This is a genomic window from Pseudomonas syringae pv. coryli str. NCPPB 4273 (assembly GCF_000972175.1).
GTDB classification, from domain to species: Bacteria; Pseudomonadota; Gammaproteobacteria; order Pseudomonadales; family Pseudomonadaceae; genus Aquipseudomonas; species Aquipseudomonas syringae.
In genome coordinates, this window is the sequence record NZ_AWQP01000004.1 from 324,777 (window position 1) to 343,629 (window position 18,853).

At 60.2% G+C, this 18,853-nt stretch carries 16 protein-coding genes; 3 read left to right on the plus strand and 13 right to left on the minus strand.

Translation table 11 applies throughout. The annotated features are described in order from the left end of the window. The first annotated feature begins 65 nt into the window (after positions 1-65). Positions 66-1,244, plus strand: coding sequence for an LLM class flavin-dependent oxidoreductase (locus P406_RS03320; RefSeq protein WP_024650416.1), 1,179 nt, complete (start codon positions 66-68; stop codon positions 1,242-1,244). A 50-nt stretch (positions 1,245-1,294) separates the two neighbouring features. Here P406_RS03320 and P406_RS03325 read toward each other — a convergent pair whose 3' ends face one another. From P406_RS03325 to P406_RS03385, 13 genes are all read right to left on the minus strand, one after another. Then, complete coding sequence (locus tag P406_RS03325; RefSeq protein WP_046235327.1) at positions 1,295-2,152, minus strand: DUF6282 family protein; 858 nt, start codon at positions 2,150-2,152, stop codon at positions 1,295-1,297. Beyond that, a complete protein-coding gene (locus P406_RS03330) occupies positions 2,149-2,928 on the minus strand; it encodes a hypothetical protein (RefSeq protein WP_046235328.1) in 780 nt (259 codons plus the stop codon). Before P406_RS03330 ends, P406_RS03325 begins: the two co-directional genes overlap by 4 nt. An 86-nt stretch (positions 2,929-3,014) precedes the next feature. Further along, complete coding sequence (locus P406_RS03335; RefSeq protein ID WP_003394687.1) at positions 3,015-3,986, minus strand: NAD(P)H-dependent flavin oxidoreductase; 972 nt, start codon at positions 3,984-3,986, stop codon at positions 3,015-3,017. 76 nt (positions 3,987-4,062) lie between these two features. Further along, positions 4,063-4,425, minus strand: a complete 363-nt coding sequence (locus P406_RS03340) for an antibiotic biosynthesis monooxygenase (protein ID WP_003315407.1) — start codon at positions 4,423-4,425, stop codon at positions 4,063-4,065. A 34-nt stretch (positions 4,426-4,459) separates the two neighbouring features. Continuing rightward, a complete protein-coding gene (locus P406_RS03345) occupies positions 4,460-5,179 on the minus strand; it encodes an RraA family protein (RefSeq protein ID WP_003417467.1) in 720 nt (239 codons plus the stop codon). Next, positions 5,163-6,353, minus strand: coding sequence for an isocitrate/isopropylmalate dehydrogenase family protein (locus P406_RS03350; RefSeq protein WP_046235329.1), 1,191 nt, complete (start codon positions 6,351-6,353; stop codon positions 5,163-5,165). The genes P406_RS03345 and P406_RS03350 overlap by 17 nt, the downstream gene beginning before the upstream one ends. Further along, positions 6,350-7,372, minus strand: a complete 1,023-nt coding sequence (locus P406_RS03355; RefSeq protein WP_046235330.1) for a hydroxymethylglutaryl-CoA lyase-like TIM-barrel protein — start codon at positions 7,370-7,372, stop codon at positions 6,350-6,352. Before P406_RS03355 ends, P406_RS03350 begins: the two co-directional genes overlap by 4 nt. Positions 7,373-7,649: 277 nt before the next feature. Then, a complete protein-coding gene (locus tag P406_RS03360; RefSeq protein ID WP_082100683.1) occupies positions 7,650-8,561 on the minus strand; it encodes a LysR family transcriptional regulator in 912 nt (303 codons plus the stop codon). A 458-nt stretch (positions 8,562-9,019) separates the two neighbouring features. Continuing rightward, positions 9,020-10,261, minus strand: coding sequence for a M20/M25/M40 family metallo-hydrolase (locus P406_RS03365; RefSeq protein WP_046235331.1), 1,242 nt, complete (start codon positions 10,259-10,261; stop codon positions 9,020-9,022). A 73-nt stretch (positions 10,262-10,334) separates the two neighbouring features. Further along, complete coding sequence (locus P406_RS03370) at positions 10,335-13,388, minus strand: efflux RND transporter permease subunit (RefSeq protein WP_046235332.1); 3,054 nt, start codon at positions 13,386-13,388, stop codon at positions 10,335-10,337. Then, positions 13,385-14,518 (minus strand): efflux RND transporter periplasmic adaptor subunit, encoded by a 1,134-nt coding sequence (locus P406_RS03375; protein WP_046235333.1) that lies wholly within the window; start codon positions 14,516-14,518, stop codon positions 13,385-13,387. Before P406_RS03375 ends, P406_RS03370 begins: the two co-directional genes overlap by 4 nt. A 16-nt stretch (positions 14,519-14,534) precedes the next feature. Continuing rightward, on the minus strand, positions 14,535-15,383 hold the full coding sequence (locus P406_RS03380; protein WP_003411437.1) for a MipA/OmpV family protein: 849 nt from the start codon (positions 15,381-15,383) through the stop codon (positions 14,535-14,537). A 19-nt stretch (positions 15,384-15,402) separates the two neighbouring features. Beyond that, complete coding sequence (locus tag P406_RS03385; protein ID WP_046235334.1) at positions 15,403-16,875, minus strand: efflux transporter outer membrane subunit; 1,473 nt, start codon at positions 16,873-16,875, stop codon at positions 15,403-15,405. 98 nt (positions 16,876-16,973) lie between these two features. Here P406_RS03385 and P406_RS03390 point away from each other — a divergent pair, with 98 nt between their 5' ends. Then, positions 16,974-17,663 (plus strand): response regulator, encoded by a 690-nt coding sequence (locus P406_RS03390; RefSeq protein ID WP_003411441.1) that lies wholly within the window; start codon positions 16,974-16,976, stop codon positions 17,661-17,663. Between the two features lie 5 nt (positions 17,664-17,668). Further along, on the plus strand, positions 17,669-18,844 hold the full coding sequence (locus P406_RS03395) for a sensor histidine kinase (RefSeq protein WP_046235335.1): 1,176 nt from the start codon (positions 17,669-17,671) through the stop codon (positions 18,842-18,844). Positions 18,845-18,853 lie beyond the last annotated feature (9 nt).

Consider the following 18,853-nt stretch of genomic DNA (forward strand, 5'->3'; position numbering starts at 1 on the left):
ACGGCCACCGCAGGTTCAGGATTTAGCAAGGACGAACGATCCAACTACCGACCTGGGAGGTCACGATGCGCGCTGAAAAATCCTATCCGATAAAAACCAACCCGATGCGCAGCAGCCCGAACAAGATACAGCTGGGTGTTTTCTCCACCAATACCGAGGGTGGCTGCACCGTCACCAATGCGCCTGAACGCCTGCGCGGAGACGATTGGGCTGGCAACCTGGAAATCGCCCGGATTGCCGACGATGCGGGGTTTGAGGCCTTCATACCGGTAGGCCGCTGGAAAGGTTTCGGCGGTACCAACAATACCGGCGGTGTCTGTTTCGAAACCTATACCTGGGCTGCCGGGATTGCAGCCCTGACCAGTCAGATCGCCGTGTTCACCACCTCGCACCTGCCCACCGTGCACCCGCTGTTCGCGGCCAAACAGGCGGTGACCATCGACCACATCAGCGGCGGGCGCTTCGGGCTGAATATCCTCTGCGGCTGGTATGGCGCGGAAATGCGCATGTTCAGCGGCCACATGATGGAGCACGACAAACGCTACGACTACGCGGAAGAGTGGCTGCACATTGCAAAAAATGCCTGGGAGCAGCAGACCCCGTTCGACTTCAAAGGCGAGTATTTCAACATCTGCGGCGCAATCTCGCAGCCACAACCCCTGAATAAACCCTACCTGATCAATGCCGGAGGGTCGCCGCGCGGCAAACTGTTCTGTGCAGAACATTGCGATGCCGCGTTCCTGATCGTCAAACATCTGGACGGCGAACAGGCCGTGCGTGAGCAGATTGCGTCCTACAAGGACCTGGCGAAACAGAAGTTCGGCCGTGACATAAAGATATGGTGTTATGGCTACGTGGTGCAGAAGGACACGCAAGAGGAAGCAGACGCTTACCTGGACTATTACGCCAACCAGGTGGGTGACGATGAGGGCTGCGACATCATTACCGGCGAGCTGGGTATCCAGACCGGCATTTTCACCCCCGAAGACGCCGTGCGTTTCCGTTTCCACTTCAAGGCCGGATTCGCCGGGGTGCCACTGGTGGGCACACCCGAGAAGATCGTGGAGCTGTTCAGGAAATACTCTGACTGGGGGATCGACGGCATTGCCCTGACGTGGCTCGATTACCACGAGGGTATAAAGGACTTCGTGAGAGAAACACTGCCACTGATGGAAGACGCGGGCCTGCGTGAATCCAGAGGTGTGGAGGCGATTGCTTCGAAGGTGTCCGCAGAAGTAGCCTGATGGCCAGGCCGCCCTGGCAGTGCTGGCCAGGGCGGCCTTATCCGGACAGTTTAAAGGGCCAACATGCGTTGCGGATTCAACAGAGTCACCTCGGTGCGGCGCTCGCCGCTCAAGCCGAACGCGTCGAACCACTGCCCGCTCAGCGACAGCCACTGGTGGACATCGATCTGACTGGTCTGCCCCAGGTCCGAGCTGTAGACCACATTGCCGACATGACTCAACACATCGCTGAAATCCTGCCGGTCCTGATAGCCCAGCAGGTACGTCAGTGCGGTCTGCTCGATGTAGACCGATGGCTCTGTGCCCATCAGCGCAAGCTCGGCCGCGTCTAGACCGGTCAACGGATTGGCAGGCTGATTGAGCATCAACCTTGGCACACCGATCCGCAGCGCTTCGTCGATCAACGTCCTGACTTCATTGGCGTCAGCATGCCCGGTCGAGATCACCAGCGGATAGTCGCGCGCCATTCTCAGAATATCCAGCGCCTGTGGTGTCAGGCGGCCGTTCTCCGATGTCACTCTGGCAGGCTTGATGGGCTTGTCCCGCAACAGCGGATGACTCAGGTTGCGGGCCAGCGTGCTGGCATGCGTCCTGCCGGTCACGGTTGGCAAGTGAACCAGGAAACGCCCCGGCTCATCGCCACGCAAACAGAGGCTGCGCTCGACCACACGGTAGTCGATGCCGCCGGCAATCTCGTTCAGCACCACTGAGCCACTGACCGGAAAACCCTGATCGCGCGCTTCCCACGCCTGGGCTGCCGTACACCCCAGATGATTCTTCAGCACCACCCTGCCCTGTGCCCGCGCGTAGCACCTGCCCGCCTCGATCGCACCATGACGACGAATGAACGCGTCAGGATTGGCGTGGTAATGCACATCGATGAAGTTCAGCGCGTCGACCTGGCTCATTGCACACACTCCTGGCGGGTCATCAGGAACGCGTCGATGCTGTCCAGCACCTGCTGCAAGTCATCCGCCAGCGGACGCATCCCGCCCCCCTCCACGCACAGCGAGCGTTGCTTCCGGCCACGGGTACGCAGCACATTGCGCACGCCCACCAACTGCGACTTTTCGCCGAACACGCTCAACACACGCCCCTGGTAATCGAGCAGGCATTCACTGAGATCCACACCAGCCAGCAACCGGAAACCCACTGTCAGGCGCTGCCCCTGCATCGAAAGCGTCGCGTCACTCTCGTGGCCGGCTGGGTCCGCTCGTTCATGGACCTGCCCGTCAGGCAATACCAGATTGTCCAACAGATGCCTGGCTTGCTCGACATGCCCCTGTTCGGTCAGGTATGCCATATGTCCCAGCCTGGAATCGAGTAACCCGTCGGCCTTGGCTGGGGAAGACAGCAGCAGCAAGGCAGGTGTCGACTGCAGAAATGAAGTGCCTGCCAGTGCCTGCACCAATGCACCACCCAGGGCAACGCCGACCAGTACATCCGGCACACCCCACGGCTCGAGCGCGCAGGCCCAGCGCTCGGCAAATGCGCCAAAACCCTCACCCGGCACGACGGGCAGCGACAGGGAATCAAACACCGTGACCTGAAAACCGGCCGCGGTGAAATGCTCGATCAGCGGTTGGGCAAAACCACCCTCGTCCCAGACCGGCATCACCGGTGACAAAATAAAGACGCGCGAATGCCCGACACCAAAGGTCCGACAGGTCATGCAATGACTCATGGCTTTTGCTCCTGCAAAAAGGACAAGACCCGCCTTGTCGAGCGGGTCCGGTCGTTGCTCCATCGTGAGGGCTCAATCGTGACGGATCAGCGGGTCGTGCGAAGGCGTTCGACACTGGCGGCATACCCGCGCAAGGTCGACTCGACAATCAGTTGTGCGGGCAGCACCTCCTTGATCAGGTCCGCGACTTCGCCTGCCCAGATGGCCCGGATACTGACATCGTCGGCCGCCAGCGCGGCTTCATAGTCCAGACGCAGTTGACCGGCTGAGGCAGCGAAAGCCTGCTCCTCACCCACCCAGCTAGCGGAAAAGTCATTGCCGATCACACGCCCGCTGTAGCCCTCAGGCCAATCGATGCCGCGTACCTGATCGAAGATCCGGGTTCGCACCGTATCGCTCGCGACCGCCTGCAGCAGTCGCTGTTTTACCCGTTCGGAAGGCAGTGCCTCCTGCGAAGCCAGAAAGCGCGTGCCCATCATCACGCCGTCCATGCCCAGCGCCAGCGCAGCAGCCATGCCACGCCCATCGGCGATCCCGCCGGCACCGATCAGCACGACATGCTCACCCACCGCGTCGCGGACCGCCGGAAACAGCGGCAATGAAGCGCGGCGCAAACTGTGACCACCCGCCTCGGCACCTTGCACGATCAGCGCATCGGCACCGGCGTCCAGCGCTTCAAGCGCCTGGTCGACGTCATGCACCTGAACGATGACTTTGGCATTGGCCTGGTGGATGGGCCTGACGAAAGGACGTACATCACCAAACGACAGGGCAACCACCGCCGGACGATACTCCAGCGCCAGAAGAAGCAATTCGAACTGTTTGGCCACGGTAAACATCACCAGGCCGACGCCCCAGGGTTGCTGCACCTCTCGCATCATCTCCAGTTCACGCGCCATCCATTGCGGGTCGCCGTAACTGGCACCCACCAGGCCAAGGCCACCGGCACGGGAAACCGCAGCCGCCAGACGCCCGCCGGAAGCGCCGCCCATGGGCGCCAGAATCAGCGGGTGGTCAATGCCCAGAAGTGAGGTCAGTGCTGTATTGATCGTGGTCATCGCATAATCCCTGTGCAATCCGAGTGAATATCAGACGAAGGCGGCCTGTGCGCCGCCCTCTTCTGCCGGTCGTGGCTCAGCCAGCCTTCTGTAAGGCAATTTCAGGGGTGATGTACTCGGCCACGTTGTACAGGTGATATTCCCAAGTGCCGGTTTCTTTCAACCGGGAGTAGCGCGACAGAAACTCTGCGTCGGTAAACAGCGACTCGAACTGGCTGCGATCGCTCCATTGCGCCTGATTGATGACGGTCTTGCCGTCGATGCTTTTCATCAATCGGCTCCATTTGAAGGCACTGTAAGTGCGTGCCACGTAACTGACCGTCTCTTCAAGAATCTGAATGGCCAGATCCTGAGCCCCCTCATTCACCTGTACGACATTGATCAGATAAACCGCGTTGTCATCGGTGACGGATTGAGCGTCGAACAATTCCATTTTCATCATCATTTCCATTCAAGTGGGAAGGCAGATCGGTTCACGCCTGCGAAGGCATCGCGACGCTGATTTTTTCAGCGTCAGTCAGCCAAGGCTGGTCGTAGCGATAGGTGCTGCGGGCTTTTTCCAGCGTCCAGCCGGCTGATATGGCTTCGATGATGCTGCGCTCCGTCTGCTCGACCGCCTGGGCACGGCGTACGACCTCGACAGCCAGTTGCTGGGGAATCACAACACAGCCGCTGCCATCACACACCAGAAGGTCGCCGGGCCGGACTGTTACGCCATCGATGAGCAGAGGCACTTGTACAGCCTGGAGTTGAGCGCGGTTCTTTGCCGACTGCATGAAACGCCCGCGACTGAACAATGGGTAACTGCACTCGATGACCGTATCGATATCGCGTGCCACGCCATCGATCACGGTGCCCTTGATACCGTTTGCCAGCGCGAAGTGGGTCATGATGTCGCCCCATACCGTGCAGTCCTGGCGTCCGTTGTTTGAGGAAACAATCACCGCACCGGCCGGTACATGATCGATATAGTTGGCAGCACCCTTGAAGACCGCAGATGCATCGACCGGCTCGTACTGCACGGTAAAGGCGATGCCCACGCAACGAGTGCCAGGGACTTGCGAGGCAATACCCGAAAGCCCGCCGTCGATCCCCAGGCTGTCCAGCGCGTCAGACAAGGACGCAGTGTCGAGATGTTCACATGCCTCCAGCACGGCTTGCGCAATGGGTACAGCTTCAAAGTGCGCTGACATGACGTTCTCCCTGTGCTGCAACCTGTTCGTTGCCATACCCGAACGTGCGGGACTGCAACTCGATGCACTGCTGAACGATCGCTTCGCCCACTTGAGCCGTGGTATGGGAACCGCCAAGGTCATACGTGCGTGTGGATGTGCGAGAAACCAGGCTGACGGCCTGGCTGATACACGCCGACTCGGCCGGGAACCCCAAATGCTCCAGCATCAGCGCGATGGCCATGAACATCGCGCCGGGGTTGGCCTTGTTCAACCCCGCATGGGCAGGCGCGCTGCCGTGTACCGGTTCGAAATAAGCCCCTGAATTGCCGAAGTTGCCACTGGGCGCAAACCCCAGACCTCCCATGACTCCGGCGCCGAGATCGGAAAGAATATCGCCGAACATGTTCTCGGCAACGATCACCCCGAAGCGCTCGGGACGCTGCACCATCCACAGGGCAACCGCATCGACATTCTCGATGACCCCGGTCACGTCCGGATACCGCTGAGCTGTTGCTTCGAAGATGCCCCGTGCAAAGGCGCTGCTGTGCCGCAGGACCATGGGTTTGTCGACAAACGTGACCCGCGTGAAATGGTTCTTGCGGGCATACTCGAAGGCGTATTCGAAAATACGCGTCAGGCCACTTCGCGTCTGCAGGCGCAACGTCACGGTTGCATCGTCCTGCCCTTCTCGCTGCCATGCCGCGCCGAGGGCTTCCCGCTCTTCGAGCAGCGGCACCAGTGCATCCGGGATACAACCGAAGTCCAGCCCCGCATAAAGCCCTTCGGTGTTTTCCCTGATCACGACAAAGCGAAATCTGTTTTCGCCAGTCATGTCAGTGACCGGGCGGACATTGGCGTACAGGTCGAGATTCTGCCTGAGCTGAATGACCGGACTGACATAGCGGCGGTTCTGGCCCTGAAGCGCCAGTGGCAACTCTGCTTCGGCCTCTGCCAGAGGTTTGCTGGTGATTGCGCCAAGCAATGTCGCATCGCAACTGGCCATGATCTCCCAGGTCCGGGCCGGAACGGTTTCCCCCTCGGCCCTCCAGCACTCCCAACCGATGTCCGCCGCAATCAGATCGAACGGCAGGTTCAACGCCGCAATCACCGGCAGCGCCGCCTCCATGACCTCAATGCCGATCCCGTCACCGGGCAAGACACAGATGCGCTTTCTGAGCGTTTGAGTGGTCATAGCGCGACTCCTTTTGCGCTGTTCGACAGGCCGCTGGTCGACAACACCGCTCGCGGCGCAAGGCGCGCCACCTTGTCTTGCTGATACATGACCTCGATCGCTCGGTACTCGGAGGTCAGCTGAAAGCGCTCGAGGGTGTCCCGCACGCGTTGACTGCTGTCATAGGGGAAGTTGTAAGTGCCCAGAATGACATCCATCAGCGGGCTGGGCATATTGTTGTGCGGTACCGCGCGGGCCGTGGCTTCCGACAGTTCCATCACTTTCACCAGGTCATAACCATGACTGACGCCCGTACGCTCCAGGTAGGCAACCAGCATACTCAGGTGAAGATTGCCGGCCCCTTTGCCCATGCCGCATATGGACGTGTCGATGTATTCAGCGCCGGCTTCTATAGCGGCCGCTGCATTGGCCAGCGCCAACGACAGATTGTTATGCGCGTGAAAGCCCAGCGGCACCAACAGCCGGCTTGAGAGGCGACTGAACAGTCGATCTACATCGGCTGGCAACATGTGACCATTGGAATCCGCACAGCAAACGATATCTGCGCCGGCCCCCTCCGCGCGCACTGCCGTATCAAGCACGCTGCCTGGCGTCTGCGAGGTGACATGCGTCACATTGGCGCTGACACTGAAGCCGTAATCGCGAGCCAGCGACAAGGTCACAAGCCCCTCATCCAGTTGATCGCGCCTCAAACAGACGCGGATCATCGAAACGCCCTGCTCCTTGAGCATGGCGAAGTCATCCGTGGTGATGTTTCTGGGGTGAACCATGACGGCCAGTTCGATACGGCCGTTGGCCGCCTGCGCAATCTTTTCAATGAAGCCTGCGCCTACATCACTGGTCAGACCGTGCTCGCCTTTCGGGACGAAGGACCCTTTGCAATAACCAATTTCGCAGAGGTCGACACCCGCACTGGCCAAGCCAGCGACCACTATCTGCGCCTGATCTTCTGTGAAGTTGAAGTTGTTACGATAACCACCGTCACGCAAGGTAACGTCGAGAATTTTTACGTCGGCCATGAGAATCTCCGGCTGTCCTTAGGGTGTCACCAGGGTGCTTGAGATGATCTTGCCACTGCATGAGTTTTTATAATTATCCAACAGCGCGCCATCTAACAAACCTTGCCGAGCCGACACCTTAACGTCTCGGAGTTTCGAGTCATGAACTGCTCCACTCAACATTGATCCTCGTCAAAACAGCCGAACTTGTAAACTGTCGATATTTGATGAGGGGATGGGAATTTTTTCACCGCAAGACTGTTTACCGTCAACATGACCAGCGCGAACTCAGGCCTGGCTAGCGATAACAGCTTTCCACATAGTTCATGGCAGCCTGGATGGAAGCCACCGCGCGCAGGTCTTCATGCACGCCCAGCCAGACATCAACTTCCAGCGGAGCCGATAACTCCACCCGGCACAGACGATCATTGTCCTCTACGGCAAAACTGGGCAGTAACGCGATGCCCACACCGGTTTCGGCAGCACGAATTTGCAACTCCACTGTTTTGGCCTCCAGCACAAAGGGTCGATGACCGACGATATCCCTCAACCAACCGTTCTGACTGTCACTCATCAGTTCATTGTCATAAGCAATAAACTCGTAATGCTCCGGAGGGCGCTGCTCCAGATAAAAACGTGCGCAATAAAATGAAAAGGAAGCCGTGCCAATGCGCCGCGCGACGATGCCGTTTTCAACGGGTTTGGAAAACCGTATGCACAGGTCAGACTGGCAACTGGATAACGACGAATACTGGTGATCGCCCAACAAGCGCAACACAATGCCGGGATGCATCGCCCGAAACGCCCCCAATTGTGGCACCAGCTTCTCGACCGCCACCGACGGCGGCGCACTGATGGTCACTTCCACACCCTGCACCACCTGAGCCGCAACCGCGAGACGGCCAACGGCCTGGGTCTGCGCCTCGATCTGTCGCCCGATCGCCGCTACACGCCGTCCCTCATCAGTCAGTTCATACAAACGCTTGCGACGGTCGACAAGCTTTACATTCAGAGACTTCTCCAGCGAAGCGATACGGCGCGAAACAGTGGCGTGCTCCACACCCAGCATCCTTGCAGCGCCACTCAGGGAACTGACCGTGGAAAACATTACGAAGTAACGCAGGTCCTCCCAGTCAAAACAGATCCTGGGTTTTCTGAACAGGTTGTTAACCTCGAAGGTAGCCGATCCATCCACTGGAGTCATTGTCATCCAAGCCTTATCCTTATGCGGTTCGTGCGAATAGGTAGTTCTGTTATGTTTTAAACCGAGCATTGGCAGGTGCGTAGAACGATAAGGATAAGGCTGACAACTTCCTCAGGCCCGGACAGCGAGCGGGTGCCGCTGGGTAGTTTAGTTTATTGAGGGGTGGGTATTGCGGAGTGGGGTTCGGATGATTTGGGACGGGGGTGTCCGGAGTGGGGTTGCTACGGATAACAAGTGACGAAATTAAAAACAAGCCGTCTGCCAGAACAGGAAAATGCTGTCTATACGTATTGACTGATCAAGGAAATATTTATTTGATGCCCCTGCTATAAATCAAAAATGAGCCTGTAAACTGCATGTTTATCCCCAACTCTTTTTATCGAGTTATCGACATTAAATGCATCAACGCCGAAAAATCAATTCACCCTAAAGCCTCCCGCGCCACGCACGGGAGGCTTGTAGAATCACTGTTGCCCGGACAACTTCATGATCATTCGCGACAGCAAGTAGATCCGCGGCGCCACGCTGCCCACTTCGGCATACTCTTCGGGCGTATGGATATTGCCGCCGACAATCCCGAAGCCGTCCAGCGTCGGTGTACCCACGCTGGCAGACAGACTTGAATCCGCCGCCCCGCCGCTGCCCTCGATGGTCAGGGTGCGACCCAGTTCGCCGTATATGCCTTGCGCCATCGCGACCAATGCATCGGACTGCGCGGTTTGTGACATTGGTGGCAGGCCACGGACCAGGCTGGTCTTGACCTCGGTATCAGGCACCAGCTTGTTGGCCGACACCCTGGCCAGATCCTGCTCGACGCGGTCGAACTCCTCCGGTACGGCAGCACGCACATCAGCCTTGGCGCTGGCCTGATCGGGAATCACGTTGGTGCGATCCCCTGCCTTGAGCACGGTAAAGTTGATGGTGGTTTTCTTCTCCTCGTCACCCAGCTTGCCGAGTTGCAGGATCTGATGGGCAACTTCGGTCGCGGCGTTACGTCCCAGCTCAGGCGCAACGCCTGCATGCGAGGCCTTGCCTTTGACTTCGACCAGCGCGGTTGCCGAGCCTTTGCGCCACACCACCAGACCGTCGGCCGGACGACCCGGCTCGAGGTTGAGGGTGACGTCATGCTCCTTCGCGGTTTTCTTGATCAGCTCGGTAGCGACGCCTGAGCCGGTCTCCTCGCTGGCGTCGAGCAACACCGTGATCTGTGCGTAGTCGGTGAACTTCAGGTTGTGCAGCACCTTCAGCGCATAGATAGCCGCAACGATGCCGCCTTTGTCATCCATCACCCCTGGGCCGTAGGCACGCCCGTCTTTGATATGAAACGGTCGCTCGGCCGCGGAGCCTTCCTTGAACACGGTGTCCATGTGCGCCATCAGCAGAATCTTCGCCTTGCCGGTGCCTTTCAGGGTGGCGATGACGTGGTTGCTGGCTTCTGGCGTATTTGGAACGAGCTCGATGGTGGCACCGAGCTTTTTCAGTTCTTCTATCGCGATGTCGCTGACCTTGGTCAGGCCCGGTACATACCCGGAACCCGAGTCGATGTTCACCAGACGCTCCAGCAGCTTCAAGGCTTCGTCCTTGTATTGCTCGGCATCGGCCTGGATGGCCTTATGCGGTTCGGCCATGGCCGCCGGTGCCAGAGCTGTCAACGCAAGCGCCAGAGCGAGATGGGCGGCCAGTGGCGAGCGGGAAAATGAGCGCATGTGTTTCATCCTTGTGTTCGATCATCGAGGTTTTTTCAGGACCATACCCTACACACGTACCGGCCGTCATGGTTCAGCTCGCCTTGCGCCAGCGCTCGAAGCGGTCGAACAGCAGCGCATAGAGGATCGGAATCAGGCCCAGTGTCACCAGCGTACCCAACGCCAGGCCACCCATGATGGTGATCGCCATGCCCTCCCAGAGCGGACCGGCAAACAGCATCAGCGGCACCAGCCCGATGATGCAGGTCAGTTTGGTCATCACGATCGGCCGCAAGCGCTTGATCGCGGCATGGACCACTGCGTCGCGCACCGCCAGGCCGTGCTCGCGTTCAACCTCGATACGTTCGAGCAGCAGCACGGCGTTGTTGACGATGATGCCGGCCAGCGACAGCAGCCCGAAAGTGGCCATGAAGCCGAACGGATAGCCGGTGAGCACCAATGCCAGCGCCACACCGATCAGCACGAAGGGTACGCTGGAGATGACGATCAGCAGCTTGCGGAACGAATTGAACTGCCAGACGAACAACAGCAGCATCGCGACCAGCGCGTGTGGCATGTACTGCAACAGCGCCTGATTGGCCTCGGCCGAGTCTTCTATTTCGCCACCCGGTTCGATGTGGTAACCCGCCGGCAGGCTGATTGCAGCTATCTGCGGTGCCAACTGCTCGACGATCGAGGTCGCTGTCATTGACGGATTGTGTCCGACCACCGTGATCGCGCGTTGCAGATTACGCCGCTGGAGGGTCGATGCCTCGGCCCTGGGCTCGACATTGGCAATGGCCGACAACATCAACGGCGCGCCCCCGGAAGCCGGATAAATCAATGTGCTGTCCAGATCATTGCCCGGTTTGCTCAGCGTGCTCTGCTCGCGTGCCACAATGGCGACAGCAGTATCGCCATCCTGCAGCGACGACACGGACAGCCCGCTGTTTCTCAGTTGCAGGGCCTGGGCGATGTCCTGAGTGGCGACACCGGCCTGCAGGGCCTTGTACGGATCGACGACAACGTCGTAACGCAGCAATCGGGTCCGCCAGTCATCGTGCACGTCCAGGGTTCCAGGCAACGCCGACAACGCCTGCTCGATCTGTCGGGCAATACCGCGCAACACTTCCTCATCAAGACCGATGACCCGGTAGACCGCAATCCCCGCCTCGGTGGTGCCCATCGAGAATCGTTTGGGCTGCGCTTCGATTTCGGGGTGCTGCGCGAGGATAAACTGCCGTGTGCGCTCGATCACCGCATCGAGGTCGGCACCCTCGCGCACGCTGACAGTGAAATAGGCGATATTCGGCGCCGGCAACGGGGGATTGAGTCCAAGCACGATCCGCGGCCCGCCACTGGCGACATAGCCAATACTGTGTTCCACATCCTGATCGCTGCTCAGCCACTGGCTGATATCACGCACCGCTCGCGACGTGTCTCGCGAGCTGCTGCCGGGCTCCAGCACCAGCGGAATCTGGAACTGCATGCGGTCTGACTTCGGCAGAAAATCGTACGGCACCCGGGTCAGCACCACGACCGCCAACGCCAGCAAACCCATCATGCAGGCGATGAAGAGCAGCGAGTGATTCAGCAACCCCTCGATGACCTTGCGATAGCCACGGTAGAACACCGAGGCATACTCATCGGCCTCATCCGCCGACGCTTTGACGGCCGGCACTCTGGCGAAGTGAAAGCACAACAGAGGCGTCACCGTGACGCTGAGCAGCCAGGAGCTGATTAGCGTCGTGGCGAGCACAACCGCCAGCGAACGCAGGTATTCGTTGGTGCTGGTCTGCCCCAGAAAGAAGGGCGAAAACGCCAGCACGATGACCAGTGAAGAAGTCAGCAGAGGGATCATCAAGGTGCGCCCTGCTTCCTCACAGGCACTTCGCCGATCCTCCCCCGCATGCAGGCGCCGCTCGATGTCTTCGGCGATGACAATGCCGTTGTCCACCAGCAAGCCCAGCGCCAGGATGATCGCGGCAATCGACACCGTCTGCAGCTCGATCCCCAGTGCGCGCATGACCAGCAGCGTACTGAGGATGGTCAAGGGCACAATCACCCCGACCACCAGGCCGGTGCGCCAGCCCAGAAATAGCATGACCACGCACATCACGATCACCACCGTCTCGGCCATGACGTGATACATCTTGCTCATCTCGTGCTCGACCACGCTGGACTGGAAGGTCACCACGTGCAAGGTAAAGCCCGTCGGAAGTTGCTGCTCCAGCTCACCGAGTCGCTTGCGCAAGGCTTCACCGAAGGTTTGCACATTGAGGCCTGGCTGCATCGAAACCGCCAGTACCACAGCATCCTGTCCCTGGTAGATCGCTTCGGTTTCCGGCGGATCGACAGGGCTCACCGATACCCGGCTCAGGTTCTGCAACGCGACCTTCTGACCATTGGGCAACTGCACCGGGAACTGCCGAAGCTGCTCCAGCGAAAGCACCTCGCCACTGATCGAAAGCGTGGTGCTCTGCTGCCCGATGACCGGGTTGCCTCCTGTCGCGATCAGGTTGCGGGCTTGCAGTTGCTGAAGCAGCTGTTGCGGGGAAAGTCCGGCGGCGGCCAGCGTCTGGTGCTCGACATCGAGGTAGATACGTTCATCCTGCAGACCATATAGCTGGACCTGATCGACGCCCTTGAGCGCATAAAGCTGATTGCGCAAGCGTTTGATCGGGCCGCGCATCTCGCTCATGGTGAAACCCGGTGCGGTCAGCGCGACCGAAGCCACGGCCACGCGACCGAAATCATCATCGACAAACGGCCCTTGGGTGCCAAGCGGAAAACCACCGCTCGTTTCGCTCACCTTCGCCCGGAGCCGTTGCCACAGCAGCCCAAGATCCTTGACGTTGTCATACGCCGTGACCTGCACGATCACTCGGCCAGGCTGGACCGTGGTGAGCACGTTCTTGATCTCGGCCAGTTCACGGATACGCTCTTCGAGCGGCCTGGCGAGCAGTTCCTCGGTGCGCTCTGCGGACAGCCCTTCCAGAGACACACTGACCAGTGCGTCGCGAACGGTCACCGACGGCTCTTCCTGAGAAGGAAAGCTCAAAAAAGTCGCGACACCGGCCAGCAAAATCAGCAAGGCGGCAAACAGGGTCAGGCGGCTTGCGCCCATGGCGCGGGAAGTAAGGTTCATTGCGCGGCACCGCTCAGGCGAGTGTCTGAATGAAATAGCGTGACGGGCTGACCGTCCTGCAGAAAAGCAGCGCCGGCAGTGACCACTTGCTCACCAGCGGTTAGCCCGCTGACGACCACTGCCCGTCCTTCTCTGACCGTACCCAGCGTGACAGAGCGGACGGCGACTGTTCCTCCCGACTGGTAGACGAAGACTTCGGCAAGGTGGCTGCTGGTCCCCATCCATAACGCTTGCACCGGGACCGACAGTGCTTGTGCGTCGGCAGCGGGATGCATTTGCACAAGCAGCGTGACGCCACTGGGCAGCCTGCCGGCAGGTCGCAGCACTCGGAACACAGCCGTTCTGACCAGCCCGTCATCAGCTCGGGGCGAAATGCCTTCCAGGGCGAGATCAAACCCTACCGTACCGTCTGCGCTGCTGGAGGCGCTGGCGAGGTCGCCCGGCTCAAGCGACTCGGCAAGTGCCAACGGAACAGCCGCCACCACTTGTTGCTCTGCGGCGGATTCGATATCCAGCAGCACCTGCCCGGCGGGCAACAAGCTCTGCGGTTGTGCATGACGGGCCACCACGCGCCCGGCAAAGGGTGCGATCAACCGGGTGCGATCCAGTTCGCGACGGGCCAGGTCCAGCTCGGCTTGCGTGCGGATCAGCTCGGCGCTGGCTTGTTCACTGGACGACTGGGCCGACTCGACCACGCTCTGGGCGACACTGCCAGCTGCGAGCAGGTTTTGCTGACGCTGGTAGTTACGCTGGCGCTCCAGCGCCTGAGCCCGAGCCAGCCGCAAGGCGGCCTGCGCCTCCTGCAGGCGCAACTGCGCAGGCTGCGGATCAAGGCGGGCGAGCACCTGGCCCGGCTTGACGCTATCGCCAATGTCGACCCGCAGCTCTGTCAGGGTGCCTGCCGATTCAAACGCCAGACTGGCGCGCTCCTGCTGTCGAACGGTGCCGATGAAGCGCAGCGCAGCGCCCTCTCCCGCCCGCACCGTCTCAACCTTGACTGCCCGGACAGGCGGAGCACTGGCCGTCTGTTTATCACCGCAGCCACCGATCATCAGGGTGATCAGCACGACGCCGCAAGCGCGTGACACACACCGCCGTAGAGCCAGAAACGCATCAGGATTCAATCGCATGGCAGGCTTCAACCCTTCAGAAAGCGTAATTCAAGGCAATCAGGCCACTGCCTTCGGCATCGGTCTCGACCAGTGGGCTGCCACGGGTCTGATCGGTGTAGTGCGTCACCCCGACGCTGGCGACGGTTGACCAGTGGGCGTCGAAGGTATGCTGCCAGGCGAGCGCCGCCGAGTACGCATAAATGCCGCTGTCTGCGTTGAAACGGGAGAAGCCGGTGCGCTGACTCTGGATCGGGCTCACGCCGAAATAGGTCTGGTTGTAACGACCGTCACCGGCGTGCGCATCGATGTCGAGGGTCACCGTATCGGTCTGGCTGTGATAAGCGATGCCCTCGAAGCCCAACCGATAGCGATTGCCACGTTGTTCGCCAGCCACCCGCAGTTCGGCCTCGGCACTGACGGACAGCCACGGCATGAGTTGCTGAGAAACCATGAAGTCGCCAACGGTCGCGCCCTTGACGGTGCCCATCCCTCTCAGCTCGTTGGAACCAGGCCGATTCGTGCTGTTTTTCTCGGTACGACCGAAATCGTAATTGAGTGCAGCGCTGGCGCCGAACCCGGAATCCGACTGCCATTGCAGCCCCAGACCGCGTGTGGTGTCGGCGAAGAAGATGCCGCGCTGGACCGTCAGCATGGGCACCACCTGACTGCGGTATTCATCGGCCCCCATGTAGCGCGGCAGCACGGCCATGCCGAGCCCGAAATTGACGTTGAACCGGTCACCCAGCATCGACTGGCTTTCAGCGGTGCTGTCCTGGGCACAGGCCTGACCGGCCAGGGTCATGGCCGCAGAGGTGATCAACACGGTCAGCACAGGTTTAAGCAGCGCAGACCGCAGGTGAGTACGAGAGATTGCAGGGCTCATGGGGATACTCCGGTTTCATTCAGGATTGGGGTGGGGTTGTCGGTTCTGCTCCGTGCAGCACTCGAAACAGATCGACGCGGTTTTGCTGCAGCGCGTCGAGAGACTTGCGAGCGGCTGCGTCGGCTTCGGCAATACGGAGAGTGGAAACCAGCAATGCAGTACGCTCGACGGCGCCCGCATTGAGTTCAAAGGACAGGCGCCGCACTTTTTCCTGGACCAGCGCAACCCGCTCGACCTCGTTGCGGACATGGTTCAGGGCCTGCTGACGGCGGGTCAGCACGGCGGACATTTCACGGAAAGCGTTCTGCACGGCCTTTTCATACTCGGCCACTGCGATCTGCTGACGCACCTTGGCAAGATCCAGGTTGGCCTGATTACGCCCGCCGTCGAACAGCGGCAGATTCAATTGCGGGGTGAACAGCCAGGCACCGCTGCCGTTGCTGAACAAGGTGCGCAGGCTGTCGCTCTGCAAGCCCACGCCGGTACTGAGTTTTATCGACGGAAAGAACGCCGCACGGGCAGCACCGATGTTGGCATTGCTGGCCTTGAGGGCTTCTTCGCGCTGACGGATGTCAAAACGCTCCAGCAGGCGCTGAGACGGCAGATTAGACAGCCAGGCCGGCGTCTCGACCAGCGCGGCGCTCAGCGCAGGGGTATCTGGCTTAGTCGCGGGCAACGCTGTCGAATAGCCGGTGAGCAACAACAAGGCCTGCGACGCGTTGGCGTGATCGCTTGCCGCATCCTGTACCTGCTGTTGCGCGCTCAGGGTGTCGAGGCGCTGTGCCATCAGATCGTCCAGCGAAAGCGCACCTTGACGCTGCTGCTCTTCGCCCGCCTTGACCAGCATCAGCCGTGCCTCGTGAACCGCCTGCGCATCCTGCTGCACGGCAGCGGCCAGACGCTCGGCCAGCCAGGCGCGGGCGACTTCCGCAATCAGTGCACTGCGTGCCGCCTGCTGGCCGTAGGTGCTGGCCAGATAATCGTGCCGCGCCGCCTCCGACAGGCTGCGCACGCGCCCGAAGAAATCCAGTTCGAAGTCAGAGACGCCCACCGACGCGATGGAAATGTCCTGGCCATAACGCTCGTCGGCGGCCGCATTATCGAAGTGCTGACGATCGCGCTCGACACCTGCGGCAAGGGTCGGAAAGCGATCGGCGCGGGTAATGCCGCGCATTGCCCTGGCCTCCTCCACACGCAGCACCGCCACACGAAAATCGCGATTGAACGCCAGCGCCGATTGCAGCAGACCGCGCAGCTCGCCCTTCGGCGATAACTCGCCAGCCAGCGCTTCTTCGTCGGCACTGAGCACGACGACTGTGGAGGTATTCGCAGCCGCGACCACAGCAGACACCTGATCGACAGGGACCGGCAACGCTGGACGCTGATAGGCCGGTATCAACGAGCAGCCCGAAAGAACCAGGCTCGCCAGCATGGCCAGGCAATACCGGCGGCGGTTGCGGATACGCTTGGACAGCGGTGTACTCATCGGCATAGGATCTGTCCGCGACAGTGGGCTCTGGACAGCATCCTGAACGTCGACTTTCAACAAACCGTTCGTGAATTATCAAGATTTGATCAAGAGGCGCGCTCGTGTCAGGAAAACGCATTCTTATCGTTGAAGACGACGCCGACAGTGCCAGCATTCTCGAGGCTTACCTGCGTCGTGACGGTTTCAACGTCGGGCTGGCCGAAAACGGTCAGCGCGGTATCGATATGCACCGTCAGTGGAAACCCGACCTGATTCTGCTGGACGTCATGCTGCCGCTTGTCAGTGGCACGGACGTGCTGTCGGCAGTCCGGCGCTGCAGCGACACGCCGGTGATCATGGTCACCGCCATGGGCGACGAACCGGAAAAACTCGGTGCCTTGCGCTATGGGGCCGACGATTACGTGGTCAAGCCCTACAACCCTCGGGAAGTGGTGGCCCGCGTGCATGCGGTTCTGCGGCGCTCCCAGCAGAACGGCAACAACGAGCGTCATTTGCGCTACCAGAACCTGCTGGTGGAGCTGGATGCCGTCACCGCGATCATTGAAGGTCAGGATGGCGCAGAGACCGTACTCGACCTGACACCTACCGAGTTCAAGATCCTCTCAACGCTGCTGAAAACGCCGTCCAAGGCCTTCACTCGCGAAGAACTGCTGGAAATCTGCCTTCCCGACAGCGAGGCGCTGGCCAGGGTTGTCGATGCGCATGTGCATAACCTGCGGCGCAAACTGGAGATCCATGGCGTGGACAACGTGCTGGTCACCGTCCGTTCGGTCGGCTATCGGTTCAGGTGACCCTCATGCGACATTTTTTCAGGCACAGACAAAAACCGTTGTGGCACTGGGTCGGCATGCGCATGAGCATGCTCGCCGTCGGTGCGGTCATCGTCATCGCGTTCTGCATGTGGCTGCACGTCACGGTCTCTGACTGGCTCACCCTGCAGGCCATGCCGGCCGACGTGCGCATGGAGTTCCTGCGGCTGCAGGCCGAGCCCACTCTGGACATGGTCAAGCTGCGCGAACTGTTCTTCGAGTATTACCCGATCGAAAACCTGCTGCCGGGCATTGCCAACAAGGAATGGTGGGTGCTGGCAGCGCTGGTGTCGATCGCGATCCCAATCATCATATTCTTCGGCTTTCTGTTTTCCCGTCCGCTTTCCAGCCAGTTCTCCTCGATTGCCAGGGGCGCACGTCAGGTCGCCCAGGGTGACTTCAAGACGCGCCTGCCGATGAGCACCAACGGCCCGGACGAATTGCAGGCGCTGGTCAGCGACTTCAACACCATGACCACTCAGCTCGGCCGTTACGAACTGGAAGTCAGCGAATCCAGCGCCATGATTGCCCATGAGTTGCGCACGCCACTGAATGCGGCCATGGGACGCATACAAGGCATGATCGACGAAGTGTTCCCGCGTGACCTGGCACAACTGGAAATGGTCCACCGCCAGCTCGGCCAGTTGAACAAGCTGGTGAGTGATCTGCACCTGCTCTCGCTCGCCAGCGCGGGTCAGCTGACCCTGGACAAGACGGAGTTTTCCCTTGAGAAACTGGTGGTCGAACGTCTGAGCTGGTTTGCCACGCCGCTCGATGAGGCAGGTGTCGCCGTGACGATCGATATCCCGCGGAAATTGACCGTCAACGCCGACCGTGACCGGATCGGTCAGGTGGTGAATATTCTCGTCGATAACGCGCTGCGCTATTCGGCGATGGGCAGAGAGCTGCTGATTGTCGGCAAAACCAGCGCTGGGCGCATGGAACTGACCGTCTCGGACCGCGGCCCCGGCTTTGATTCGGAGAACCTCGAACAGGTCTTCGACCGTTTCTGGCGTGCCGAACGTTCGCGGGCGCGCTATTCGGGAGGCAGCGGCCTTGGCCTGTCCATCGCCAGAGCCATTTGCCTTGAGCATGACGGCACTATCGAGGTCCGCAACAGGCCAGGCGGAGGATCCGTCATCCGCCTGGAGATTCCGGGCTGAGCCTGCCTG